The sequence below is a fragment of the Pseudomonas brassicacearum genome, from assembly GCF_003732175.1.
GTDB classification, from domain to species: domain Bacteria; phylum Pseudomonadota; class Gammaproteobacteria; order Pseudomonadales; family Pseudomonadaceae; genus Aquipseudomonas; species Aquipseudomonas brassicacearum_G.
The window spans coordinates 1-26,037 of the sequence record NZ_MOBI01000019.1 but is presented as its reverse complement, the minus strand read 5'-3'; the positions used below and the strand labels follow the sequence as shown (position 1 = coordinate 26,037).

Sequence of the window (26,037 nt, the reverse complement as noted above, 5' to 3'; positions counted from 1 at the left end):
TCTCGACGATCAGAAGGTTAGACAATCACTGCGTTTTCACACAGCCTGGGTCGATTGTTGTCGTTGCAACTGGGGTTTCGCTCAATGTAACGGAGGCGGAGCCCCACCAAGAGCTTGGCGCTGGTACCAGTGCTTCCGCTTCGAGGCGCAGTCTCTCGACTTCGTCTGCTGATTGCGTCCCCAGCGCCTCGTGGTACCGCCGCAGCGCATCCACCGCCCGTGCCATCAATGGTTCACCCTCCTTGATCTTGTCGACCAGACTCTGGCCTTCCCTGTGATTGCTGTCGTTGCTCATCGAACTCACCGATCCTCATTAATGATCAACGCAGTATAGGCCGCCCCACGCAACCACTTGGGGGCGCTCCTGATCAACCTGAGTTCTTGTAATGACTGGTAAAATTCGGCCATAAGTGGACATCGATCTTTTCCTGCTCTCACCATTCTGAATCTTCAGCGCTTTGAGGTGCGCCCTCTGAGGAGGTAGACGCGACGTATAGTTCAATCGGGATGATTTCCTGCTCAACTAAATCCACCAGCGAAAACGACGCTGTAAGAACCTGGTCGGTTGGCCAGCAATTGGGCTGCCCTACTGGGTCCAATGGCTGCGGTAATCTGCCCCAATTATGCGAGTCAGGCGCCTCGAAGCCAGCTTCGATAGCGAGTCGAAGCCAGTACCCCTCAAACTGCGTCGCATAACTTTGGCTACCTTCAACCAAAGAAAGTACGGTTGCCCGGATCTCCACTTGCTCACGGGCAGCCCACTCGATAAGTGCTGACGAACAACGACCTGGTCGATGCCGGCGTAGATGCTCTCGAAAACGACGTTTAAGATTGACGGTCTGACCGACATAACAGGCTTTCCGAGCCCCATCACGACTATGAGCAATCAGCGAATAGATCCAGTAGCCACTAGGGCGCGCCACTGCGTAAGCCTTTGTCTCAACCTCATTCGCTAGAACTGGGCATGTACTCGGTAACTCGAAGCGTATCCGGAATCTTTGCCCTGAGTCGCAAAGTAAGCCGACGTAGTCGGCCCCGTTCCTTGTCACAGTTAAGCCGAGATCGCGTGCCCGATCCAATAGCTGCTGCTTGTTCTCAAGCTCACCAGTAGCCACAGCTGCCTGGAGAGAGGCTTTCAGCGATCTTGCGGATTCGATTTTCGAAATGTCCATAAATGGCCTAGTGCATCCTCACTTGCCGATTGTTCTGGGGAACGAAAACTGTCGAATTGTAGACGGTCAGTTCGGCCGGTCTTCAACACGCCTTTGTTGCCGGGGCGGACCCGATTAGAGCCCGGAGAAAGCACAGCCCGATGCTGCCCCCTCGCCAGCGGCAGCAATCGACCCAATATAGATAGTCCGTCCCACCTTCACCGATACTGGTCACAGTTGGCAGGTAGCTGTCAGCAATCTGACGTTGCCAGCAGGTTCAATATAACTATGGCGCACTGCAAACACAGATGAGCATCTGGTAGTCTTCTTTGATATACGTACCCAAGATGACCGATTCCAAACGAATTCGAGTAGTTCTAGCGTGAGGAGCCCATGCTAGATCACCGCGTCACGTCGTTGGCGATTCATCAATGGTGACGTTCACTGCCCTGACGCCCAGCCCCACATACCTGGCGACCTGAGCGTTGAGACACCAATTTATTAGCACATGATACCGGCGAGCATTGACATGGATAGCATCTACACAGCTAAACGCCCCTCCATTCCGACAGATATTGCTAGAGCAATCAAAATTGAAAGCGGTCATTGCTGCGCAGTCAATCAGTGCTCTGAGCACACTTATCTAGAAATTCACCATATCGATCACAATCGTGAAAACAACGATCCAGGCAACCTCATCCTTCTCTGCGACAAGCATCATAAAATGGCGCATGCAGACATCATTGATCGAAAAGCGTTGAGGCTGTACAAGGAATTACTTGCGGCTGCAATCTTGAATCCTGTGCCTGAGCATTTGCTGGACCCGGCCACTGGTCTCAAAATAGTTGATTTATACGAAGTAGAAAGCTGTAGCACTGAAGACGATGACCCCATCACCACCATAGAGCTAAAGCTGGTCAATCGCGGCAAGCATGTCGCTTTTGTGAAAGAGGTTAGAGTAACCATGCTCAAGCACTGGGAGACGCTAACTGATCACAACCACAGCCTTGTACCTATCTCAGCAACGTACGACCTGAAGATACGCAAAGAAGTAGGGTCAGTTTCCCGTGTAAAAGTCCACCACGAAGTAAAGCCGCAGGAGACGGAGCGAGTAGCGTTCCGACTGGAGACTGACTATGACTCAGATCCCAATGGGCTGTCTCTTTTCCTGATCAAACTTGAGGTTCTGCACGACGAGATCAGTAGCGTCGTGCTCGCGCCACTCATCATAGTTAACATTCGCCCGCGCTATGCTAGCGCTGGGTCTTACTTCCCCGGCTACCAACAAGGAACCATCCCTCAGAATAAGGCTGTCGCTTCAGAAGTGTTGTGCCTTGCTCATAATGGAACCCTTGTCAACCAAGACGTAATCAATGCTCTTGAATCTTGGAAAAATGCCCCTGAGGAAAGCGAGTATTTTGCCGGCGCACGATGAGGCCTCGCATGCTCGACGGGGATAATCGGATAGGGGGCAGATTTACTTTCTAGGTCATGCAAAACGCATTCTGTGGGGGGGGCAACTGCTGCCTCTCGTTGTTATCCTGTTGTCGAGAGGTAGTAACCCGCCAACCGTGCCTGTACACCGCTGAGCTTTGGACGGTTCAATGCAGTTAAACGACAGAGTTCGATTTTGGCCGACAACTGCCTGCCACGATGGGCAGAAGATGGCCAGATGCTGATGCTCTCCGGTATCTGGTGGCCCTCTACAGTTTCAAGTCTGACCCAGCGACGCTTTACTACAGAGTCCGGCCGTGCTGATAAAATCGGCCAGGTTATACATAACGCCCTTCTGAGAAATGGTATGAATACAGAGTTGACGGAAGAAGAGATGCGCCGGGCGCTATTCGGTGGCTCTGAGTCCCCTGCGCCGGCAATTAACTCACACGTGTAAGACACCGTCCCGGATGCCATGATCGTGCCACCGGCAAAAGCAGCGAAGAAAAAGAAAGTCTCAAAAGGTTTCACGCCCAGGCTGAGAGTCACGCTGCGGGTGGGAAATGAATTTGAAGGCAAAATGCACGAGATCGTACATGAGGCCGATACGCTGAGTTCTCTAGTTGCAGAGCAAGAAGCTACTAAGACGGCCAGAAAAAAATTCAGGTTTGTGGAAGTGGTGTCGGTCAAGTCGATGTAAGTGGGCACCTCACTTGGCTCACTCGCCTGGCATTTAACCGCCTTCGGTTAACGCGGGTCACCCGCCCGACCTGTTCGTGTTGGTTGAGGCCTCAAACATTAGGTTACGGTAGTCGTATCGCGGACTGGCTTTAACACTATCATTCCATCCAAAATCTCAATGCTTAGCTGATCGCCAGTCCCAAGCCCCATAGCTGAAGGTGGCGACAGGCAGAAATCGGCCGATTCTGTTGAAAAAGTCGGTCTGCCCAAACTGCTTGATCATTGACTGGTGAAAACGCTTTTTGTGCACGCTGGTACGTGAAATCTGAGTCCGGAAGCCTCTGCCAAAAGTAAAGATTTCAATCTCGGACGCGTACTTTTCTGTTGCGCAAGCCATGACCGACTTTTTCAACAGAATCGGCCAGAAGCAATGGGGTGTTCGTGGCTATGGCTCGCACTCGGGTTCGAGATCCTTGCTTTGTGCCGCTGCTGGTAATGCCCGCAGGCTGTCCGCCAGAAGTGCCTCGCTGCGGCTTGTCGTAGGTACCACGCTGTTGTTCGCAGCTGCTAGCGCCTGCTGCAAATAACGTTCACCCAGTTGCAGGTCTCCCTGCAAAAACGCCCGCAGGGCCGCACAGCGTGGAGGCAGCCAAGGGAAAAACCAGTCAAGGTCGCTGTTCGTCCAGTCGTCCCACAGGTGCCTGGCGTCCTGTTCTAGATACGCGCGGACGAAAGCGAACTCAATGCGTAACAAAGTGATCAGCGTGCCCATGCCTTTGAGTGACTGCGCATGCTCCTGCAACACCGCCTCCAGATTCTGCTCCAGTTGCGTCGCCGCCTGGAAATCGCCTTGGTTCAGCAAGGCGCTAAGGCGGTAGCTGATGGCAATCAAGGGTTGAGGCATGGCTCCTTGGGACAGCTGTGCAATGTCGGCATCCGGCAGTTGCTCGCAGGCTACTCCTGCCACTGACATTGCCAGCAACCGCATCTGGGCCAATTCGGCACGCTGGTCGTCGCAGTGCAGCCACCAGGCGATAAAGAGTGTACCGTCGCTGGGCAGAATGCGGGAGGTTGGCACCAGATTGGTCAATGCCATGCTCAGGTTAAGCATGGCAAACGCTAGGAAGAATGCTGACATTAGCCCCTCGGTGAACCAGCCAAATCCCACTGAGGCCAGGCCCATGAGCAGGTTGGCCAAGGGCCCCATCAGCACAAACCATAGCATCTGCTGGCGCAGCGGAAGCTGACGGTTGGTCGCCGCGATTACGTAACCGCCGAGTCGACGACCTTTGAGCTGTGGCGACCAGCGAATCTGCCAATTCCGGCGTCGCACCTGAACCTCCACGGCTGCGACACGCATCATCAACACCGGCATGCGATGCAACCTGGCGCCTAGGTAATGACCGCCTTCATGCACGACCAAGGCAATGACACCTAACCCCGACGCCAAGATCATCGACAAAAACGGTTGTAACTCGGAGCGCAGGTGCAGCCCCAGAATCAACCCTGCGCCCATCCAGCCCGCCAAGCCCAAGAGCACCTGCAGAAGGCGCATTAGGCTATTGAGGACGACCAGCGTCTTGCTGATTTTCATTACAGTCTTCCTTGAGCTTACAACCGGCGGAATAGCCCCGGATTTTCTAGACGCTTCCGACAGTCAGTTTTTGGCCGATTCTGTTGAAAAAGTCGGTTTAGGTTTTCACGACAGAAAAGTACGCACTTGAGATTGAAATCCGCGTTTTGCGAAGACGGTTCAGGACTCAGATTTGACGTAGCAGCGTGTAAAAATGACGTTTTCACCGCTCAATGCATGGCCCGTCAGCCCGGGTCGACTTTTTCAACAGAATTGGCCAAAAGCGGTCATAGCCATGCTTCAGAGGGAACACTCCCGTTACTTACGCTTTGCGGTGTCTTCTCAATTCATCCAATAGCAACACTCCGGTCCCTACCATGATGGCAATATCGGCAATATTGAAAACACCGGTATGCACTGATCCAAGGTTAAGGATCAGATAGTCGACCACATGCCCCTCACGAAACACTCGATCAATCAGGTTAGAAGCACCGCCCAATGCAATGAAGTAGACCGCTGCTGCCTTGACCGGAGAACTAACCCAACATGCCAAGGCCCACCAGGTGGCCCAGCACACAAACGCTGCCACGCCGACGATAAAAATCAGCTGTTTCACCCCCGGTGCTAACCCCGCGCCCAGGCTCAGGAATGCTCCAGCGTTCAAGCTCAAGGCAATATTTAGCCAGGCGAAGTTACCGCCGAGTCTAAAACTGTGAGATTGCAGCGTAAGTAGTGCCTGTACCTTGACCCACTGGTCTAAAGCGATGAATCCCAAGCCGATCAGTACCGCAAAAAGCCGACTTCTCATTACCAGTTCCATGAACAATCCTTTTATTCATTCATAACGAGTACACAGCGATAGCTCGCATTTTCGGCAGCGGCGGCAAGATAACGCAGCCTACTCGAGAGGTCCACCAACAGTAGGTTTATGCCATCCGATGAAGGCAGGCGGCTTTCGGCCCAGGCTGCGTAAAAACGCATACAGCGTTTTGAAGTCCGCGTTGCTACGTAAAATCCGCCAACGTTTGGTTAATCAGCAGATATAAAATTTGTGTAGGCGCACGATTTTCGTTCCGGTTCTGACCGTCAAATCTGCTCTAAAATGTTTTTACACAGCCTCGGCCGTGTTCTGCCGTTCGCGAGACAGGTTGGCCTGGGTCCGCTGTGACCTGTCTTGAATGGTCGGTCCACGACTCAACATGGTCATTGACCGGTCTACAAAACCACCGGGGGTTCAGCCCTTACCGCTTATTACGCCATGAGACTCCCCCATCTAATCGCGATCAACAAATTCGTAGTCATACATCACGAACCTGCACCCATCCGCATCAGCCCCCCCCAGACTCCGCAGCTCACCACTCAAGCAGATCGCATATGTGACCTGCTTGATGGGGCTCTATGCCCGTGCAATGACTTCATACCGACTCTCTCTACAGGAACCCTGTGCATGACCACTCAATGCCCACGCTGTCACTCCATCGCTGTCATCACCAAAGATTTAGCTAGGAAAGTCGGCGCCCTTATCGGTACCGTCGGTGGCGCCGCCCAAGGGGTCACAGGCGCCATGGCCGGTGCCGAGGTTGGCGCAGTCATCGGACTCATTGCCGGCCCTCCTGGGGTCGCTGTTGGCGGGATAGCCGGCGCCATTCTCGGTGGATTAGCCGGAGCGGCTACCGGCTGCATCGCTGGCGCAAAACTCGGCGAGATCGTCGATGAACGGGTTTTGGACAATTACCTCTGCCTCGACTGCGGACTTTCGTTTAGCTGCCGTCATTCCGCTTGAACTGCTCATCTCCTGCTTGAAGCCACCGCTCTTCGCGGTCTGATCCACCGCGTCGCCCTCTCTCTATCAACACTCCGCATGTCGACTGGTCCCTGCTGAATGCTCAGCGGCCTCGCCGTGCGCCTATGAAAAGGAAGATCCCCATGGCACACCTCATCGAACAAATGGCTTACGTTGGCGCTACTCCCTGGCATGGTCTGGGCAATCAGCTCTCGCCCAAGCAACCGCTGGAAGTCTGGCAACAAGAAGCCGGCATGAATTGGCAGATCCAGGAGTCGCCCGTGCGCTTCATGGCTGACTCCATCGGCAATCTCGGCACCATCCATTCGTTTCCCGAACAGAAGGTGCTGTATCGCTCCGACACCAAGGCCGCGTTGTCAGTGGTTTCCAACCGCTACCAGGTGGTCCAGCCCCGTGAGGTTCTGGAGTTTTACCGGGATCTTACGGAGCGCTCTGGTTACGAGCTGGAAACCGCTGGGGTATTGAAGGGCGGGCGCAAGCTCTGGGCACTGGCGAGGACCGGACAATCGACCGCACTCAAAGGCAATGACGTGGTGAATGGCTATTTGCTGCTGGCCACCTCCTGCGACGGCACGCTGGCCACCACGGCAACACCGACCACTATTCGGGTGGTCTGCAACAACACCCTGAGTATTGCTGTCAATGGCGCCAGTCAGGCGATCAAGGTCCCGCACAGCACCCGTTTCGATCCGCGAGCCGTGAAACAGCAACTAGGCATCGCCGTTTCGCAGTGGGACGACTTCATGTACCGCATGCGAATGCTCGCCGAACGCAAAGTGCAAGACCATGAAGCCAGGGACTATCTGCTGAGCGTGCTGTGCGAAGCTCAGACGGGTAACCCGGAACGGGCCGGTATTTCGAATGAGCGGGCCTTAACCAAGGTACTGAGCCTGTATGACGGTCATGGCCGAGGTGCGGAGTTGGAAGCGGCCAAGGGCACGGCCTGGGGCTTGCTCAACGCGGTCACCGAGTATGTCGACCACGAGCGTCGCGCTCGCAGCGCCGAGTACCGCATGGACACGGCGTGGTTCGGCCAAGGCGCGGCCATCAAACAACGAGCACTCAACACGGCCCTGCAACTCGTTGCCTGAAAGAAAACCAGCCGTCTCGCAAACGCCTAGCCGGTGCCTGCTGGCTGGGCGACATTCACCCATGAACGAGTGGCCCGTTTCATTGGCAGGCTGGCTGCGCTTATCGTGGTAGATGGATAGCTTTTTGTCCGAGGGCTCCCTGCGCATTGTCAGATTTGGTCTGCTATTACTAGTCGCCCAACTCTGACAGGTGCTTCATAAATTGCTTACGCGCTGCTGGACTGAGTCTGTGGAACTTGACTAGCAGCTCAGCTTCGTCTTCATCGACGGCATAGAAATAGGCCGCTGGCACGTTGAGTACTTTGCCTAACCGCTCCATAAAATCGGGGCTGGGAACCCGTCTTCCCAACTCGTAGCGATTCATACGGGTACTCGCAGACATTTCGTCTAACCCAGCCTCTAGCCCAAGCCCCTCTTGCGATAGGCCGGCGAGAACACGCGCCTGCTTGATTCGCTTGCCCAATACATACATCGACTCGATCCAAATGCAAAACCAACATCGTGCAGACCAAGGCTTCTTTAAATGCTACCGTATTGGTAGTATTTTAGGCGCGAGCTGTGACTGAGATTTTTTCGACGTGAGCGAGACGCGCCTCAATGATGAGCAAGCTGAAAGAAATAGAACCACAGGCCGGAATGATCGCAGCGTTACGTCGCGGACCGGACCACACATGGAATACGAAAAAACACACAACCAAGAAGGACTTTCATAATGGATACTGGCGTTTACTCGGCGTCTAACATTACCAACGAAGAAATATCGAAACTCATTTCTCAGAAAAAAACATTCACGATAAAAGACATCTCCACTTACTCCTTTGGAAACACGGTCGAAACAATTGAAAAACTCATCGAAGCAGAAGGCTTAAGCTGCCGTATATATGTTGCAGGCCGGATCGCCGCAGTGGCTGCAACTGCATGGACTGTAATGGGTGGTTTAGCCGCTGGATTGGCGATAGCAGCTCACAATATCGCCACGTATGACCCAGACTACGAAATAGCAAAATACTTCGTCGTGGATACAGTGATAGTCACGTATAAGAAAAAATGATCTCGAATATCGGACATCATCTGTGCGTCGCGCCACTAGCTATACCGCACGACCGCGTGATCGGTAAGCACCTGCTTCGTGATTACCGTAGCGACTCCCCCCCTTAACGTAACCCTCGTCTAACGCCCTACCTAAGTGGCGAATTAATCCGAACCATCACAGCTATACCTACTCGACAGAAGGAAACATCCATATGAAGAAGAAATTTTTATTGATCGCTCTACTTGGCTTCATTTCGACTGCATATTCTTTAGGCGCATCGGCTTGGCAAGCAAACGAAATACAAGAGTGCCCGACAAGTAAACGCAACTCGGTTTGGTTGGACTGCGTACCTGAGGATACTCCTGCCAAACTCCCTTACAAGATGCAGGATGGCAGCGTGAAAGTTCTAGAAACTCGTGGCACGGTATTCTGCGACCAAGGCACCTGCGAGTATCAATACCAGCGCGACAGTGGTCTATGGGACTCAACTAACGAATACGCAGGACAAATCCAGCAAACTCCAAAAACCCCGGTAGTCCTATTACGCGGATACTATCTAGGAAATGCTGAGGATGGTCGTATCGTAGCGTACCTAAAAGGCACAGGCCCAGAAGTGGGTGGACGATCAGCCCCAGCCATGCAGAAAGCCTCTACGAACTCATCGAATAAAGCCACTATAGACAGCTGTGTCGATCAATGGGGCGCTGCGTTCCACAAGGAAAATGGTGAGGACGCCATGGTTATCTCCGACATGCTCGACGAGTGGGAGAATTGGTGTAAAGCAGGCAAGCATCCATGATTTAAGGAAAGACTTAAGGGTTCAGACCTTTCAGAGGTTATTGCCCTGGACTGGTTTTACCCTGCTTTCCTGATATCGCTGTCTGCGACAGCGTCAATTCAACACTTTAGGTAAGAAGAGAACAGCGGATGTTCAACCCAGCCAATCAGACACATTTCAGTTTGACAATCGACGGTTTCGAGCACGACTTTCAAGTGCTTGCTTTCACCGGCCAGGAGGCGATCAGCAGACCTTACTTCTTCAGCGTGGAGCTGGTTAGCGAGCGGTCTGACCTGGACCTCAAAAGCCTCTCCGACAAACCGGCTTTTCTGGCCTTCGACACGCAGGGTAGCGGTATTCATGGGCGGATCTACCACATCGCTCAAGGCCGTGGTGATCAACGTTTGACGCGCTACAGCCTGGCCCTAGTCCCGCACTTGTCCTACTTGCGCCACCGCATCAACCAGAGGATCTATCAACAGTTCTCGGTGCCGAAAATCGTCGCCTTGATACTGGAAGAGCACGGTATCTTGGGCGACGCTTACCGGTTTCATCTGGGCTCGACCTACCCCGAGCGCGAATACTGCGTACAGTACGACGAATCCGATCTGCACTTTATTCAACGCTTGTGCGAAGAAGAAGGCATTCATTACCACTTCCAGCACAGCGCTCAAGGCCACGCGCTGGTCTTTGGCGATGACCAGACAGTTTTCCCGAAGATTGGGCAACCCACAGCTTATAGACAGGAGAGTGATCTAGTGGCCGACGAGCCGCTGATCAAGTGCTTTAACCTGCGTTTGGGGCCCCTCACCAGCCGTATCTCGCATCGGGACCATGATTTTGAGCAACCGCGTCTGCTGTTGGGGTCAGCCTCTCACCTAGAGAGAAACGAGCGACGCGAGGATGACCTGGAGCGTTTCATAGGCCGCGAGCACGGTAAGCAAATCGGTCTGCGTACTCTGGAACGCCGTCATGCGGCTTATCGTCAAGCCGAAGGGCAAGGTAACCAGACCCGGTTGGCCAGCGGCCACGTTCTGGAGATCTCAGGCCACCCGCGCCAAGAGTGGAACGACCTATGGCTACTGACTCAGGTCATCCACGAAGGCAGGCAACCCCAGGTAGGGAACGAGAACATCAGCAGTGACCACACTGACGACAACGATGACTTTCATCAGGGCTACCGCAACCGTTTTATGGTTCTTCCGGGGGACGTGTTCTATCGTCCGCCTCTGGCCCACAAGAGGCCTCGGGGGCCAGGCAACCAGACCGCTGTGGTCACCGCTCTGGCAGACGAAGAGATCCAGTGCGATCAGTTCGGAAGGATCAAGGTCAAGTTCCCCTGGGACCACGAAGGCAGATTTGACGACAAGAGTAGTTGCTGGCTGGGAGTGCCCTCCAGTTGGAGCGGTGACATTGCGCCCCCTCGAATGGGAATGGAAGTGTCGGTCACATTTCTTGAAAGCTACCCTGACCAACCGCTGATCAGCGGTTGTTTGTCGTCATGATAATACTCAAGGGCACACCGCCCTTGAGCTGATTCTATCTCTGAACATTCATTAGCAACGCCAAGCGTTGCTAGAGTGATTAATTGCACCGACTGAACACCCAGCTGCATTCCCACTGAACAGCAGTTACATCACGTGCACGTGCGAGCACCAAACCTACCTTTTCGCGCCCCTTGGGCATAAATAGAACGCGTGGCCTTGTCCAAATAACCACCCTGGCGCACAAAACTCACCGCATCTTTGTTACGACGGCTACGCATCCATGTGATCCACTGAAGCAGTTCCAGATGCCCCTGCTGTTCAATCAATAACAAAAACTGCCCACGCCATCGAGTACTGGCCCCCATGCCAAGCCCTGAGAGCCGCTTAAGGTCCGGGATGCTATTGCCATCCATAACCCCTTTAACGAAATCGACCCAGAGCTCGGGATGGAGCATCCCGGATAACGGTGTACCCGTCAGAAGGGAGAAGCTGGTTATACAACGCTGACACTTAAACTTCGGTCGAGCCCCCTTGAAACGATAAGTTGGCGTACCACCACACTTCGGACAAGTGGCTTGCTGTGTGCTCAGCGTCGTCTCTATCCAACTGATGACCTCCTGCTTTTGGACCGCAATGTGCTCAGCAGGCTGCAAATTTTCACGGTCATGACGCGTTGTCCACCATTGGTGCAGATCGGGAAACTCGTCCGCCATCACCTCTCTTACCGCCTGCCCCCAGCTAAAATAGGCTTTGTGGTTGATATTCAAACGTGACGCAATCTTTGGGCTGGACCAACCGGCAAGCAGATACACCGCAAACGTTGACCACAAGTGCATCCTTCTCAAACCTGAAAAGGGCGACCCGCTTAAACTGTTGCAAGTCTTGCGACAGGAGCCGCAGCGATAGGTCGGGAGCCTCTGGGTTGCACCTTGGAATGAGAGGTTCACGTTTGAATTGCCACACCATGGGCAATACCGCACACGCCGGAGAGGCAAGTCGTGCAGGTAGCGGACTAAGCGATCAGCTTCGGGGCGTAGGCTCACCGGAAGACATGCATCGTAGTCAGGCAGATCACTGTGGCCGTCGATGGGAAACGCCCCTTTGCATAGGGGGACATGGCTGTGGCCACAGGCGATAACGCACACTATGCCTACTCAAAAACCGGTTACATTTCATTTGGCGTCCTGGCCAACTCAACCTGTACCATCATTTCATCGCCTTATGCCTGCCCAGGCGGGGTGTTCACTGTGTTTCCGTTCGCCCTGCGATTACGTTTGCACGACCTCGAGTAGTCACAGCAGCCGGATACCCCGCCTTGAAGTGCTTGGCTGCTAGCTGATCACAGCCCCCTTCGGACCACTGGCGATCAGGCTAGCACCGCAGGCGGTTTTCATACCATCCAGTGCCACAGCAATTCCGCCTACCGTGTAGGTGCTGCTGCCCTCGGCGATGGGGAAGACGCCTTTGCACAGTGGGCAGCTGACTTTGTGACCAACGCCGGCCATAGGCTTGCCGTTTAGGTCGGTCTGGGAAAAGGCTTCAAGTACCACCCCTCCGTGAGATGTGGAGTCACCTAGGCGGATGATATCTTTCACTTAGTCCCACCTCGTCATTATCGTTGCAGACCTTAAATACGGCTTGCAAAATCTCGGAGTACGTCCGCAATTTCTATTGCCTCCGATTCAGATAACTCAACAGGATCGTTCTGCTCTGTTGTTGCCTTGATCTGAATGGACGTACCTTGCTCGATCCAAATACGAACAGTCCCATCGCTCGTTTCAAAGTGCTCTTGCGCTGATCTACTTGACATACATATCAATATCATCAAGAGCATCTTGGGCTCTACCGGACAAAGTGTCGTCTGTGAGTCTGCTACGTAAAATTGGGATAACCAACGACCTGTCAATTTCTGAGTGGATGCGTGCAACATGCCCTATGCAAGTTATAGCCAACCCCTTAATGTCGTCATTCCCTGCACCCTCTATTGCTTCAATGCATTTGACCTGAATCCACTCTGGATCGTTGATGTTGAAACATAGATAAAGAAGGGCATCTATCACCACGTCGCTATCATCAGATTGCAACATGATTTCGAGCTCTTTTTTGCTGTGTTCTTTGCTCATAGTTATCACCTTTTAATTTTTCCCTTACCAGTTACCATGCCGGCTTTTTTGAGTGCTGACTGTTGATCATTGTGCAAGTCACACCAACAGCGGACGTGACCATGAAATTCCTCATCTCCATTCGGATGGGTTCTCGTCTTGTCCATGACAACAAGCTCGTTATTGTTCTCATCAACTCCGACCCGTCTTGGAGATGTTTCCTTAACTTGGACAGAGTTGTTCAGCGCAATTTGGCCGTCTGTTGGAGCACGGCTTTTTACTGCATTATCTGAGGTGCCGTGATAAGGAGCATCTTTGTATATTCGAGCCAACCCCAGAGGGTCGACCCACCCCATCGGATTCGGGACATATTGGTAAAGGTTCAGCCCACCATCGTAGCTGATCGGGTCCTTACTGATAAATCGCCCAACCTGTGGATCATAGTACCGATAGCGGTTGTAGTGCAGGGCAGTCTCATGATCGTGGTACTGCCCCTGGAAGCGGATCGGGTTCGTCAGTCCATGCTGCTGCGCCAACGCCGAGCGTTGCTCGCGCACTTCACCCCAAACCTTGTACTGCGCGCTCCAGGCGACATCGCCGTTCTGGTCGGTCAGCTCTTGCGGTGTGCCCAAATGGTCGCACTGATACCAGGCCAGCACATCAAACGGTTGCGCAGTCGGCTTGTGATTCCACAACGGATCGTCATTGAGGCTGTAGTCGCCGCTGTAGTCCGGCTGACCCATAAGGTGGATCGGTTTATGCCGCAGGGCCTGGGCCAGCGGGACGAAGGAGCCGGGCTCGAAGACGTAGTGCACCGTTCTGCCGGCGCCACCATCGGCCTGGGCCGGGCTGCTTTCCCAGGCCAGGTTGTCGCCGTCCCAGCCATAGAGGGTGAAGCCGCAGCCGAACTCGCGCTGTTTGCGCGCGTGTTCGTTACGGTTCCATTGCGAGCCGGCTTCCGGACGTTGTTTGTAGTGCGCACTAGAGTTTTTATGCAGGCGGCGACCGAGGGCATCGTAGGCATAATCCACGGCCAAGCGAGCGTCGTCGAAGTGCACCAGGCGGTCGAACAGGTCCCACTGCATTTGGCTACGGGTGCCGTTGTGCCAGCGCTGAATCTGGTTACCGCGCTCGTCGTACTCGTAATGGGTGCCGGCGTATTCGCGCAGCAGGTTGTCGAGCAGTTTGCTGCGCGGCGAGTCCTGATCCAGCGGTCGGCGGTTTTCTGCAATCTTGTCGTCCAGCAGGTTGCTGGCCGGGTCGAAGGCGAAGGTTTCCACACCCAGGCGGCTGGTGGCGCTGAGCAGTCGCCCGACCGGATCGTAACGGTAAGCGAGGGGACCACGACGGCTGTCGTTGAGGTCCGTCAGCTCGCCAGCAGCATCGTAGGTGTATTCGCGCTTGAGCAGCGTGGACTTGTCGTCACCGCGTCCTAGCAACTGCTCCTGCAAGCGACCAGCCGGATCCCACTTCTGGGTTTGCAACAAGCGGTTACCCTGATGGCGGGCGACTTCGCGGTGCAGGTCGTCGCGCTCGTAGCCGATCAGTTCATGCTCATCCAAACGCAGACCGAGCAAATGCCCGCTGCCGTAGGTCAGCCAACTGACCCGGTGACCATCTGGACGGGTGGTGGCGACACGCTGATTGAGCACGTCGTACTCATGCTGCCAGACCGCAACCATTGGCTTTTTCAGGCCCAGGTAGTGTTGATGCTCGCGCAGCACATTACCCGCAGGATCATGGAACCATTGCAGACGGCTGTCGGCGTTGTTGGCCATGACCAGATTGCCATTGCCGTCGTAGGCGAAGGTTTCGCTTTGTGACTGCTCGCCCAGCGTGGCGCAGCGTTCGGTCAAGCGACCCATCGGGTCGAAGCTGACGGCGATGCTGCGTTCACCGTTGGCGGTGCTGGCCAAGCGGCCACTTTCGGGGTCGTACTGATAACGGGTCGAACGCCCGTCGAAGCCGGTCTCTTCTAGCAGACGCCCGACCGGGTCGTAGTGGAAGTGCGCGCGCCGCTCGTTTTCGTTTTCCAGGGCCACCAACCGACCGAGTTTGTCCCAGCGGTAGCGCAGGGTTTGTTCGGCGGCGTCCACGCGTTCGGAGATCAAACCGGCGGCGGTGTAACTCCAGGTGGTGCAGCGATCAAGGCCATCAACATGCGCCAACAACCGACCTTCGGCGTCGCGCTCAAAGCGTTCCTCGGTCTTGTCCGGGTGCTTGATCAACGCCAACTGCCCGGCGTTGTATTCGTATTCGGTGGCGTTTCCGGCGGCGTCGGTGAAGCAGATCATCTGCCCCAGTTCGTTGTATTCCCAGGCGCTGGTTTTGCCTGAGCAGTCGACGTATTCCACCAGTTGGCCGGCGTCGTTGTAGTCCAGGGCCTTTTCGTTGCCGTTGGCGTCCTTGATCGCGGTGGGCTGGCCGGCCTTGTTGTAGGCGTATTCGGTTTTGTTGCCCAGCGGATCGAGCGCTTCGACCAGATTGCCTTGATCGTCATAAGCGCGTTGCCATTGGCCGCCCTCGGCGTCGCTGATCTTGATGAGCAGGTCCTGATCGTCGTAGGCGTAATGCATCACCGTGTGATCGGCGCGGATGTGCTCAAGCAGGTTGCTGCGCTCATCGTAGCTATAACGATCCGTGCTGCCGTCGGCATTTACGCGACGTACGATGTTTTTCGCGTCGTCGCGGAAGAACCATTCCGAACGCTCATCGGCGTAGCGAATGCGGTAGGTGTAGCCAAGGATGTCGTAGTAGTGCCAGGTCTCGTTGCCGAGAGCATCCGTGACGTAAGTCAGACGGATGTTTTCGTCCCACTCCAGACGCGTGTCGAAGCTGCCGTCGTCCGCCCATTCGCGCACGGCTTTGGCTTTGGCCCCCTGGCCGTACCACTCCAGATTCATGCCACGACCGGTACGGTCGGTATAACGGGTGATCAGGTGATGTTGGTACTGATACGACCAGACTGCGCCGTTCTCGTCCTGCGCCTGAATCAGGTCGCCATAGGCGTCGTACTGGTAGGCACAGAGTTGTCGCAGTGGGGCACCGTCAACGATTTGCCAGAGGCCGATCAGCCGGCCGTGATCGTCGATCATCGTACCGAGGTGCAGGTGGACTTTGCTGATGTCGTTTTCTTGATAGGTGATCAGGTCCGAGAGCACCGACTGTTCGCCGTGGCGATGCTCGTAATGCAGCATGATTCCGGCGCCGTTGCGCAGAGAAATATTGGTCAGCACAAAGCGCTGGCCATGGCGGACGTAGGTTTCCTTACGTTCGAAGCCACGGCACAACAGCAACTGGTCTTCGCCACTGCGAACCAGTGTAATGCTTTCGATGGCGTCGTAGTGAAACAGACCGAGTTTGGGCAGCGGAAAGCTGTGGTCGCGGCCATCGGAGCCGTAGAACGTCAAGCCATCGTCCACGCAGTCAAACCGCGTGGTGAATTCGCTGATCCAGCGAGCGCCGAGTTCACTCTGATCATAGGTGTCGAGGCGTGAGTTATAGGTGCGTGTCCACTCGACCGGGAATGAGCCGGGCAGGCTGAAATCGGTATGGCTGAGGCGTTCAGAACCCAAGGCAAAACTGATGCTGTGGCACGTGCCGGTGCAGGGGCCGTTCTTCTCCGGAGCGGGCTCGCGATTCGCTGGAGCCTGTTTGCCGTTGGATCCCAATTCACCATCGGACGCCGTGTGCCTGGCCTGACCGGTCTTGTCCGGGTGGACCCCGGCGCTCTGGCCGTGGGCATTGCGCTTGCGCCACAGGGTCACGGCGCTGGACAGGATCAGCAGCAACCAGCCGATGGAATTTTGCACCGACTCATCGTCCAGCTTGCCCAACTGGGTTCGCAGTTCCGGGCCCATCGCGCGCAGTTTTGCGGTCTCTTTCTCCACGCGTTTTTTGATGTCGTCGGGTAGCAGGTGATCGGCTGCGCTGTTGGCCAGACCTTTACCGGCGGCTTTGTATGCGCTGGCGGCGGCGCCGAATATGTTGTCGATTGCGGCGAGGGGATCGTTCAGCAGTTGGTCGCCAGCAGCACTGATTTTTTGCCCGGCGGCCTGCGCGTCGCCCTTGGCGTCGAGCTTGCCGTTGGCGAGGGTGTCCAGACCTTTGGCGATCTCGTTGATAACGTCTTCGCCCAGCTTGCCGGCGTCCGCGAGAATACCGGGCAACTTGCCTTTGGCCTGTTCAACGAAGTCGTCGAGGGTGCCGATGATAGAGGCGTTCAGGTGACCGACCAGAACCTCGATCACGGATGCACTGAGCAGCATTTTGCTGGTGGCCTTCATCTCCTGGCGCACCAGAAACAGGGTCGGGCGCAGGGTCATGCGCGCCGCCGCCATGGCCGGTGGCAGTGGCAACACACCGATCAGGTTGATGCCCAGACTGGCCCAGGCAAGCAAGTCACGTTTCTGCGCGTTGGACAGGGTAACGATGTCACCCAGCGCATCGACCAACGCCATGATGTTGCCCACCACCGGTAAGGCACCTGCGACGTTCTTGATCCGGTCGAGGGTGACCACACCCCCACTGGCCGATTGCAGCCAGGCATCGAAGGTCGCCGCACTGCTGGCTACGTCCTGGATGTCAATGGCATTCAGAGGAACGATGGCAATCTGAGGTTCACGTTTTACGATTTCAGTGGTCATGACAGCATCTCACCCGCCAACAGGCCCGGGGTTTTCAAGGAAGGTTTTGGAAGCGTCGGAGCGGGAAGCGTCGGCAACTGGCCGCCCTTGCTCGCCGCGCCGAGAAGGCTCGACGCACTCGGCATGGCGGCACTGGCGAGCTTTGGCAAACCGGCCACCCCGCCCTGCACCACGCCTTTGATTTGCTGCGTGGTCTGCATCGCACCCTGAGCGGATTGCACAGTGCTCATGCCGGTTTGCGCCAGGGCTTTGCCTTTCTCCAGCACGTCCCAGTTCTTGCTCGGCAATATCTGGGCGACCATCGATTGCACCGGGCCGGGGATATCCTCGGCACTCGGCGGTTGCAGCGGCCATTCCGGTTTGCCGATGTAGCTGCCATCACTCCAGGTGTCCGCCGGGTCCTTGCCGAACACCACCCGCGCTGGTCCCGGCGCGGCGCCGGAGACCGTGGCAAAACCCTTCGCATCCAGCTTGCCCTTGAGGCTCTTGCCCAGCGCATCAATCACTTCGAAATCGCCGCCCTTGATGCCCTGTTGCCCGGCGTACTGGTTGAACAGTTCGAGGTTGCCTTTGCCCGGCTTCGGCGGTTCGGGGAACGCACCGGACAGACTCTTCGCTCCGGTGTAGGCAAAGTTGGCTGCATGGGCGGTGTACGGGCCGCTGGTGGCGTGGGTGATGCCGCCGGCGTTGTAAGTGGTGGCGCTGCCGCCGCCCTGGATCACCAGTTCGGTTTTGGCGGTGATGGTAATGCGGTCGGCATTGGCGGTGATGTTGAGCTTGGCCAGCAGGTTGATGCTGTCCTTCAAGGCGCGCACGTCGATATCGCCGGACGCCGCGACCAAGCGCCAGCCCATGCTCTGCACGAACAGCCGCATACCACGACTGGCGCTGGCCAGCAGGCGTTTGCCGATCGACAGGCTGGTGTGGCCGGTGCTACTCAGGGCCAAGTGTTCGCCGGTAGCGATATGGCTGGAACGTGGCGTGGTCAGGGCGATGCCGGCTGGACTGGCGAGCACCAGATGCGGTTCGGTGAATTCCGGAAACTCGTTGGCACTCATGTTCGCCGGGCCACTGCCGAGGATGCCCTGATGCTGGCTGTGCAGCGTCTTGGCCACGTCGTCCTGATCGCCCGGTTCCTGGGCTTGCAGTTCCTTGGCCTGCATCGCAAAGCCGTCCTGCTGATCGGCGGCGGTGGCCAGCCGTTCGGCGGTTTCCGGCAAGTCCTTGTGGTGCTTGGATTCGTTCGGGCGTGGCTCGGTGGTCAGCAGCAAACCGGCGGCCGCGCGCACTGCGCCATGACGGTCAGTGCGCAGCTCAAAACCCTCACCGCGTGGCTGACCACCGGACGGGCGCGGATGGGTCAGATAACCCAGGTTGATCGCACTCGCGCCATGGTCGCTGCGCAGGGCGATGCTGATCTCGCTGGTGGTGTCGTCGATCCGCAGTTCGTTGGCGCGACTGCCTTTGTATTCCTTGCTCTTGACCGTGGCCAGGGTCTTGAAATCCGGCAGCTTGTACGGCGGCAGGTTCACCCCGTGGTACAGGCAACCGGTGATCAGCGGCTGATCGGGATCGCCTTCGAGGAAGGTGATCAGCACTTCCATACCGATGCGCGGCAGGTTGATCGAGCCGAAGTTCTGGCTGGCCCAGTTCGAGGCGACGCGCATCCAGCAACTGGTCTTGTCGTCGTGCTGGCCTTCGCGGTCCCAGAAGAACTGCACCTTCACCCGACCGTACTGGTCGCAGAAAATCTCTTCGCCTTCCGGCCCAGTAACCACCGCGCTCTGGGTGCCGAGGACTTTCGGTTTCGGGTGCTCCAGCGGCGGACGGTACGGCACGTTCCACGGGATCGCGCTGAACTGGTTGCGGTAGCCCTGGTGGAAATCGTCTTTCAGTTCGGTGACGTCGCTGGTCACCGACTCCTCGAGCACCTGCGGCTGCTTGCCTTCGTGGCGGATTTCGGTGAGCAGCCAGAGGTCGTTCCAGGCCGGATTGGCGTGGTCGGTCAGGGCCAGGAAATGCCCGCTGACCAGCAGCGGCTGATCGCTGCGACCGTCGGCCAGCCGATAGTCGCTGCGATGGCGTTCCAGGTTGCGATTGGCCAGGTGCTTGCCACGCTCGCGGTCGACATAGCGGCCCGGATAATCGTAATCCTCCAGGTCCGGTTGGGCGGCACTCTTGGCGTCGCTTTCCAGTTCGATGCGCGGTTTGGTGAAGTCGTAGTCACGTCGGGTGACGCGGCTGGTGCGGGTCGCCAGACGCAGACCGAAACGCTTGATCATCGGCGTGTCGGCGACTAGCCCGGTGTCTTGCTGATAAGCCACCGGCGCGAGTTTCGGGAACACCGTCTGGTCGTCGCCAAACACCAACAGATGGCCTTTGGCGCTGTGCTGGAAGTGGTAGTGAATGCCTTCTTCTTCGCACAGGCGCTGCACGAATTGCAGGTCGGATTCATCGTACTGCACGCAGTAAATGCGTTCGGGATACACCGCGCTCAGCTGGAACTTGTGATCGCTGGCGAGGATGCCGTGCTCTTCCAGCACCTGAGCGATGATCTGCGGCACGGTCATCTGCTGGAATATGCGCTGATTCACCCGATGGGCCAGGTAGGCCAGTTGCGGGCGCAGGGAAATCCGATAACGGGTCAGGCGTTTACCGGCCTCGCCTTGGGCAATGCTGTAGACCAGCCCGTGAATGCCGCTGCCCGAAGACGACAGCTGCAAGAACGCGAGTTTGTGCAGCAGGCTTTCGAGGTCGAGGAAAGCGCGTTCGCTGACCAGCTCCAGTTCAAATTCGAACGAAGCGTTCAGGGCTTCGCGGCCCTTGAAGGCCAGGACCTGAAAGTCCGCGCCTTCGAGGGTCAACGTGAAATGGGGCTGGTTGGCCGGTGAGAACATCCCTGGTTCCTCGTGCAATGCGGCGGCGTCCCTCGACATCCGAGTCGGGTATCAATGAACGCAAAAAATTCTTGAGTGATGCAAACCACATCGACCAGCAAGGCTGGCCGATGGGCTGAAACGGTCGAGGCTTAGCCAGCGACCGGGGAACGCCAGTCATCGGAACCCGAAGTACCGGAGACTTCGTGGCTGAAACCCTGAACCATGACCTGGTCTTCGTGACCTTTCTGGTAGGTGTTGCCAACCGAATCAGCGGTGAAGGCACCGGCAGTGATCAGACCTTGTTTGGTGCCGGTGATGGACATATACGCGGGTGTAGCCATGGATGCTCTCCTTGCTAAAAAATAGGGACCAGCAGGCGAAATCGCCCAGCGGGTGCCTAAATCAAACTCCGTGCCAACTTTATATATATCACAAAAAATCAGACGGTTGTGAGATTGCGAGGAGGGCGGATGGAGATTCTCGGCCGATATTCGGTAACAAGTGCGCAGCTTCTTGCACATAAAGGCAAAAGCCTCTATCCGGCTAAATCTCAAATCCGTGGCGAGAAATTAAGAGTGGTATTGGGGACCAGTACGCGTTGGTGTGGGCAGTTTTTGTTATGGATCGAACAGCAGGGGCACCTGGAGCTGTTTCCGTGGATCACGTGGATTGAGGGGGGATGGTTTGGGAACGGCTCATAATCCCTGTCCTGCCGGTACAGTGCCGGCGAATCCCCCCCCACGTTTAATCTGCAACTCCAATGGAGTCGCAAACAGCGCCGATCTGGCGACGTACCTATCAAGACTAGCATCGGCTTAATAGACGCCGTTTTACATTATTCGTCCTAGTACTTTGAGCCGATGAGCAAAGCCTGATCATCGCTGGCTTGCTTGTTCCAGGCCTTCTGCCGGTCAGAAGGCTTATTCCAACGTTTGCCCCGCCTGTGCGATGGCTTTCCAGGTCTTGCCTTCGTCTTGCGACAGATAGACATCACGCTTGAGGGTCGCCATCGCCCACTCCTGAGCATGAGTCGGACTCTGCGCCAAATAAGCGACGGCATCCTGATTGAGGGGTGGCAAACCGAGCGCGCTGATCTCGTGAGTCTTCAGGTCCAGGATCGAGAGCTGCGGTATCTTGTTAAAACTGCCGAACCATAAGCTCTTTCCGTCGATGCTGAAGCTGACGCTTAGCACCTGAACGTTCTGGAGAACGGGCTGGAAGTGCTCACCGGCATCGCTCGATAAAAACAGGCCGCTGCTGGTCGCCACTGCGACGGTTTTGCTATCGACGGGATGCACCGCCAACGCATGCGGCTCTGATCCCATTCCCTGCGCTACTGCATGTTGCCAGGTGGCTCCGTCGTTCAGGCTGTAGTACAAGCCCGGAGTGGTCATTTTCGAGTTCGGGTGCGTGTTGTAAACGTAGAGAACACCGTTGTCGAAACCGCTGGCTAGCAGATGAAAGTCTGACTCTCCTTGAAACCCAAGTGGTTGCCAGGTACTGCCGCCATCGCTGCTCTTGATTACCCCTAGAGGGTTGGCCAGGCCACTGCCACTGGCCGGATGACCGCTGCTATAGATCGCCTGGCGGCCGGCAGAAAAGCCCATGTAGTCGTGTTCGGGCCCAGGAGCCTTGCTCCAATGACCATCACGGTAAATGGCCAGCCCATCATGACTGGGGATAGACAGCTGTTGCCCATCCTGGCTGAACGCGAGCCCGTGAACATGCTTCAAGCTGACGGTCGTCGCGGCATCGGCAGTCAGGTGAGTGAGCCCCATCAACAGTCCAATCGATACCGCCCGGCGTAGACGATTTCCCAGATCCATAGTCCATTCTCCAATCGTGACTGAGCCCTTGCCGGTGGATATCTTGCTAACGTCCAACCGTGTCTGCGGATGAAGCTCTGCAGATGAAATTAAAGAGGTGCCTAACGTCGGCACCCAAGGCCAGCCTCTCAACGTAAGGAGTACATGGAGAGGGGGCAGTACAACTGTAGCTCACAGCCCCTGGATTGTTATCCGCATCCACAAATCCCACGGCCGTCCAAATGAATTTCGCTGTTTACGATGGCGTAAATAGATACCTCAATGACAAGGTGCAGCCTTACGGTGGATAGGTTCTTCAGGACGCCGGTGATCGCCAAGTCCATTTGGCCAAGCATTGCGATGACTCCGAGCAACCATATGGGCTGGTTCTGGATGATCTACCCCCATGACTCGCCTGAAAGGAGAGCATCATGGCTCGTAATAAACCCTCAATGGTCCAGCAACGGTTCGGGAGCCTGCTCGACCTTCACCAGCAGCCACTCTGCAAACCCAACCCCTGAGGGTCGCCTCACCTCATGCAGTAGCCTCGCCCACCTCCTGGCGACCGAGCAGCAGCCGGATTCTATCGACCAGCGCATTCATCGATTGAGCAGTGCTTAGGTAGCCCGTTTCCGTACTGTTCATACAGACCAGCCCCAATGGGCCGCGCTCGAGCCCAATCTCCTGGTACGCCATCCAGAACACCTCTTGGTGTTCATCGTCGCAGTAGTCCGCGAACTCTTCGTTAATCTGTGGCACGCAGTCGAATAGCCTGGACAGCGATGTCGACGTGATCTGCTCATCGCCCAGCGTATCCAGGGTGACGCGGTAGGCCGGCCCGTTCGTGCGAGCGACGGCCTGCATCAGACGACTGATGGTGATTGCAGCATGTGATTCAGATAACGGAAGTCGCGGATTGATGTAAGGAAGGAGCATGGGCGTGCCTATTGGATAATGGATTGAGTAAAGGGGAGCTAAGCAGCTCCCATCTGATCTGCTGCTGCGGTTCCCCTCTGCTGCAACTGTAGTGGTCAACTAATACCGGACACCTCGATAGGTGATTTCGACGCCATCGCCCGTTCATAAACGGTCGGTGGTGGATAGCCGTCTGGACAAATCAGAGCCAGCACGATGGTTCTGACCTGTAGACTTTTCAAGCAGTTGCTCTGTGAGTACGACCAGTGCGGTAGGTTCTCGCCCCAGCAGGCTTCATGCGCAGATATTGGTTGTCCTTGGTCAGGTAACTCATGGCCTTGATGGACTTTCGACATGCCTCGCTGTCAGCTCGCTTGATCACCCCGATACCGAGCTCGTCACCATAGCTGTCCTTGTCATCGTTGCAGCTGAAAAAGTAACCCTGGCCACGAGTGATCTGCTCCCACAACTCGCCGACCTTTCTCGCTTTAGCGAAATCGCTGCGTACCTCAGCGCCGTTGAAGAAGAAGGCTGCATGGATATGAAAGCCTTTATCCTCACCGTGCTCGACTGAACAGATATAGCCCGTCTCGTGCTTGAAGATTGGATTACGCTCCCGCGCACGAATGAGCTTGTCCAGGTCATTGAACACATGCTCAATGCGCAAGCGTGGACGAGCCATCGCTCGATAATGCAGATCCACACGAACGACCACCGTGCGGGAGTAACGATCAAGCACCTGGCTGACGTACTCGCTGAGCGTGGCTTGCTTGCGACTGGCTTCGTAGCGACGGTCATCCGCCTTGCGCTTGTACCTCTTGCTGCTGATCAGCTGACGAATCCGAGCAACCAGTACGTTCATGGAATGATGGAAACCCAGATACGCCGTCCCATGCTCATTCAGGCAGGTCACACCTGCCGGACCACGCTCCAGGCCAATGTCCTGACAAGCTTCCCAGAAAGCTTGCAGGTGCTCGCTATAGACGTAGGGGTGACGATCATCAAAGAGATCGAACATCTGCTGCACGGAGTCGACGTATTTGGAGATCCTGGTCCGTTGTGCACGCTCGTATCCAGATTGAGTTTGGATGATCTCGAAAGCTGGCTTGTCAGTACGTTCAATAGACTGAACGAGTCGCTCGATCCTGATCGAGGCTTGAGACTGGGAGAGGCTGGTGAAGGCGGAATTGCTGAATGGGTACATGATTGAGTGCCTGGGTGGTTGGATGCACACCAGATACTCAGTGAGTATGTTTTAACTGCTGAGACGTTCTTTGCCTTAGGCTATTGAAAGGTAGTAGTTGATTGGATATGGCTATATCAATAAAACCAGCTTTGCCAAGGAGGGTACTGCCCGGAGAAGCAGGCCAATAGAAAGCGGTATTGCCCTGCCTATCGAGACTTTTTGCAATGAGTCCACCGAGGGTATTGTCTGAGATGCCACCACGGCAGCCGGCTGATGCGGCATAAAGGCCATGACCGGGGAAGCCCCAGCCATGGCGTATTGAAAATGCGGGAGCAGGCATGCAAAGCCCACCCCAGATGTCTGTGAATCACGCAGCGACCCTTTCGACCAAGTTACGCGCCTCAATCTTGGACATGATCCAGTCCATGACTTCGCTTTCAACCCAGGCGACAGCCCTGTCGCCCAATGACACCGACTTCGGAAAGATCCCTTCTTCGATGTACTTATAGATCGTGGACCGACCTAGGCCGGTGGCGTGCTTAACGTCTTTCAGGCGAATTAACCTCATGAACTGGCTCCTCTGTATTCCGTTCAGAGGATTGGGGTGCCCTGTAAGAAAATACGCACCCCGTCCACCTCAGGGTGAACCGCTCCAGCTTTTCCAGAGGCTCTCGGGTGGCTTGAATCAGCACAGGCATCGCCTGCGCTGAAGCAGTGGCCGCAAACTGGCGTCGCTTAGCACAAGGGCTTCAATGGCCAGTGGCGGTTGAGCCAGCACATCCATTCCTGCATCGGTCGTTTCACTGATTCCTTGGCCGCCCAGGATGCACGACGATGAATCAACTCTGCCGTGCACAGCCCAGTGCTCATTTATGCCTGCCGCCCCAACCACTTACCCAAGACTACAGATGCCTACCTTGATCAGCCGCTCGCAGCAGTAAGCGAGATCTGCATCCCCGCGCCTCACCGGTAGTGGCGAACACGGCCAATCAACGCCTGCATAGCGCCGCCAATCTCACCAGCACTCGATACATCTCCCAGGAGCATGGCAAAGCATCACTGGCGTCCTCATGACAGCTCTAAAAAACTATCCTCCTAAAAAAATAATCGATTCGCATGGTGAAAGTTCGCTGCTCACTGTTAAATCACTGGAAATAACGGCTACAGAGCCATGAATCTGTGGCTCTCAAAGATAAATAAATCCATAGAATATTCCTAGAATAAGCATAGATCAGTCATTGAATGGCTATAGAATACCTATAGATCATGTCTAGAATCACGCTAGAACTACCACCTTGCAATAGCCTGTGCATTAATTAAATTAATTTAAGATAGATTTTAACTATGGGTAGGAAGGATGATTTTGTCGTGAAGGAAGACCCGCGCGATGAGCTGGCCGAGCTGCTCGGAGAGTCGAAACTGCGGATTCCACGGCCATCCGGCCACCTATTCCATGAGCATCCGGCCACTGA

General features: G+C 55.7%; 20 protein-coding genes and 2 pseudogenes. 7 read left to right on the top strand and 15 right to left on the bottom strand.

Translation table 11 applies throughout. The features are described 5' to 3' along the window. Nucleotides 1–25: 25 nt before the first annotated feature. Both BK658_RS17675 and BK658_RS17670 read right to left on the bottom strand, forming a co-directional pair. A complete protein-coding gene (locus BK658_RS17675; protein WP_259740101.1) occupies nucleotides 26–295 on the bottom strand; it encodes a hypothetical protein in 270 nt (89 codons plus the stop codon). Nucleotides 296–434: 139 nt separating this feature from the next. Beyond that, a complete protein-coding gene (locus tag BK658_RS17670; RefSeq protein WP_123583400.1) occupies nucleotides 435–1,172 on the bottom strand; it encodes a GIY-YIG nuclease family protein in 738 nt (245 codons plus the stop codon). Nucleotides 1,173–1,680: 508 nt separating this feature from the next. Here BK658_RS17670 and BK658_RS17665 point away from each other — a divergent pair. Both BK658_RS17665 and BK658_RS17660 read left to right on the top strand, forming a co-directional pair. After that, nucleotides 1,681–2,586, top strand: a complete 906-nt coding sequence (locus BK658_RS17665; protein WP_148049727.1) for an HNH endonuclease signature motif containing protein — start codon at nucleotides 1,681–1,683, stop codon at nucleotides 2,584–2,586. A 366-nt stretch (nucleotides 2,587–2,952) separates the two neighbouring features. Continuing rightward, nucleotides 2,953–3,285: pseudogene (locus tag BK658_RS17660) on the top strand (hypothetical protein). 426 nt (nucleotides 3,286–3,711) lie between these two features. Here the strand turns inward: BK658_RS17660 and BK658_RS17650 are convergent. Further along, nucleotides 3,712–4,860, bottom strand: a complete 1,149-nt coding sequence (locus BK658_RS17650; protein WP_123583397.1) for a M50 family metallopeptidase — start codon at nucleotides 4,858–4,860, stop codon at nucleotides 3,712–3,714. Between the two features lie 301 nt (nucleotides 4,861–5,161). Further along, nucleotides 5,162–5,659 (bottom strand): signal peptidase II, encoded by a 498-nt coding sequence (locus tag BK658_RS17645; protein WP_123583396.1) that lies wholly within the window; start codon nucleotides 5,657–5,659, stop codon nucleotides 5,162–5,164. A gap of 627 nt (nucleotides 5,660–6,286) precedes the next feature. On the opposite strand from BK658_RS17645, the gene BK658_RS17640 reads away from it, so the two are divergent. Then, entirely contained in the window at nucleotides 6,287–6,622 is a 336-nt protein-coding gene (locus tag BK658_RS17640) for a hypothetical protein (protein WP_123583395.1), read from the top strand. Nucleotides 6,623–6,765: 143 nt separating this feature from the next. After that, the gene (locus BK658_RS17635; protein WP_123583394.1) at nucleotides 6,766–7,734 is read left to right on the top strand and encodes a DUF932 domain-containing protein; all 969 of its coding nucleotides are present in this window, start codon (nucleotides 6,766–6,768) and stop codon (nucleotides 7,732–7,734) included. A 169-nt stretch (nucleotides 7,735–7,903) separates the two neighbouring features. Here the strand turns inward: BK658_RS17635 and BK658_RS17630 are convergent, their stop codons facing one another. After that, nucleotides 7,904–8,206 carry a helix-turn-helix domain-containing protein gene (locus tag BK658_RS17630; protein ID WP_123583393.1) on the bottom strand — a complete coding sequence of 101 codons (303 nt, stop codon included), beginning with the start codon at nucleotides 8,204–8,206 and terminating at the stop codon, nucleotides 7,904–7,906. Nucleotides 8,207–8,446: 240 nt separating this feature from the next. Between BK658_RS17630 and BK658_RS17625 the strand changes: the two genes are divergently transcribed. The 3 genes from BK658_RS17625 to tssI all read left to right on the top strand — a co-directional run bounded on the left by BK658_RS17625 (nucleotide 8,447) and on the right by tssI (nucleotide 11,050). Further along, nucleotides 8,447–8,785: a hypothetical protein gene (locus BK658_RS17625; protein WP_123583392.1), complete on the top strand. Its 339-nt coding sequence runs from the start codon at nucleotides 8,447–8,449 to the stop codon at nucleotides 8,783–8,785. Between the two features lie 193 nt (nucleotides 8,786–8,978). Next, on the top strand, nucleotides 8,979–9,566 hold the full coding sequence (locus tag BK658_RS17620; RefSeq protein ID WP_123583391.1) for a hypothetical protein: 588 nt from the start codon (nucleotides 8,979–8,981) through the stop codon (nucleotides 9,564–9,566). 128 nt (nucleotides 9,567–9,694) lie between these two features. Continuing rightward, entirely contained in the window at nucleotides 9,695–11,050 is a 1,356-nt protein-coding gene (gene tssI, locus BK658_RS17615; RefSeq protein ID WP_123583390.1) for a type VI secretion system tip protein TssI/VgrG, read from the top strand. 131 nt (nucleotides 11,051–11,181) lie between these two features. On the opposite strand, the gene BK658_RS17610 is transcribed toward tssI, so the two are convergent. The 10 genes and pseudogenes from BK658_RS17610 to BK658_RS17555 all read right to left on the bottom strand — a co-directional run bounded on the left by BK658_RS17610 (nucleotide 11,182) and on the right by BK658_RS17555 (nucleotide 25,133). Then, on the bottom strand, nucleotides 11,182–11,799 hold the full coding sequence (locus tag BK658_RS17610) for an IS1 family transposase (RefSeq protein ID WP_148049726.1): 618 nt from the start codon (nucleotides 11,797–11,799) through the stop codon (nucleotides 11,182–11,184). Between the two features lie 564 nt (nucleotides 11,800–12,363). Further along, the gene (locus BK658_RS17605; RefSeq protein ID WP_123583388.1) at nucleotides 12,364–12,627 is read right to left on the bottom strand and encodes a PAAR domain-containing protein; all 264 of its coding nucleotides are present in this window, start codon (nucleotides 12,625–12,627) and stop codon (nucleotides 12,364–12,366) included. A 204-nt stretch (nucleotides 12,628–12,831) separates the two neighbouring features. After that, nucleotides 12,832–13,155: a hypothetical protein gene (locus BK658_RS17595; protein WP_123583386.1), complete on the bottom strand. Its 324-nt coding sequence runs from the start codon at nucleotides 13,153–13,155 to the stop codon at nucleotides 12,832–12,834. Nucleotides 13,156–13,160: 5 nt separating this feature from the next. Then, nucleotides 13,161–17,780: an RHS repeat-associated core domain-containing protein gene (locus BK658_RS17590; RefSeq protein ID WP_259740100.1), complete on the bottom strand. Its 4,620-nt coding sequence runs from the start codon at nucleotides 17,778–17,780 to the stop codon at nucleotides 13,161–13,163. Beyond that, entirely contained in the window at nucleotides 17,777–20,677 is a 2,901-nt protein-coding gene (locus BK658_RS17585; protein WP_123583385.1) for a type VI secretion system Vgr family protein, read from the bottom strand. The genes BK658_RS17590 and BK658_RS17585 overlap by 4 nt, the downstream gene beginning before the upstream one ends. 179 nt (nucleotides 20,678–20,856) lie before the next feature. Then, nucleotides 20,857–21,000: pseudogene (gene tssD / locus BK658_RS17580) on the bottom strand (type VI secretion system tube protein TssD); the annotation flags it as partial. A gap of 579 nt (nucleotides 21,001–21,579) precedes the next feature. Continuing rightward, nucleotides 21,580–22,485, bottom strand: a complete 906-nt coding sequence (locus BK658_RS17570) for a F510_1955 family glycosylhydrolase (RefSeq protein WP_123583383.1) — start codon at nucleotides 22,483–22,485, stop codon at nucleotides 21,580–21,582. A gap of 513 nt (nucleotides 22,486–22,998) precedes the next feature. Beyond that, nucleotides 22,999–23,400 (bottom strand): hypothetical protein, encoded by a 402-nt coding sequence (locus BK658_RS17565; protein WP_123583382.1) that lies wholly within the window; start codon nucleotides 23,398–23,400, stop codon nucleotides 22,999–23,001. Nucleotides 23,401–23,617: 217 nt separating this feature from the next. Continuing rightward, the gene (locus tag BK658_RS17560; RefSeq protein ID WP_123583381.1) at nucleotides 23,618–24,583 is read right to left on the bottom strand and encodes a YagK/YfjJ domain-containing protein; all 966 of its coding nucleotides are present in this window, start codon (nucleotides 24,581–24,583) and stop codon (nucleotides 23,618–23,620) included. A gap of 349 nt (nucleotides 24,584–24,932) precedes the next feature. Then, complete coding sequence (locus BK658_RS17555) at nucleotides 24,933–25,133, bottom strand: AlpA family transcriptional regulator (protein ID WP_123583380.1); 201 nt, start codon at nucleotides 25,131–25,133, stop codon at nucleotides 24,933–24,935. Nucleotides 25,134–26,037 lie beyond the last annotated feature (904 nt).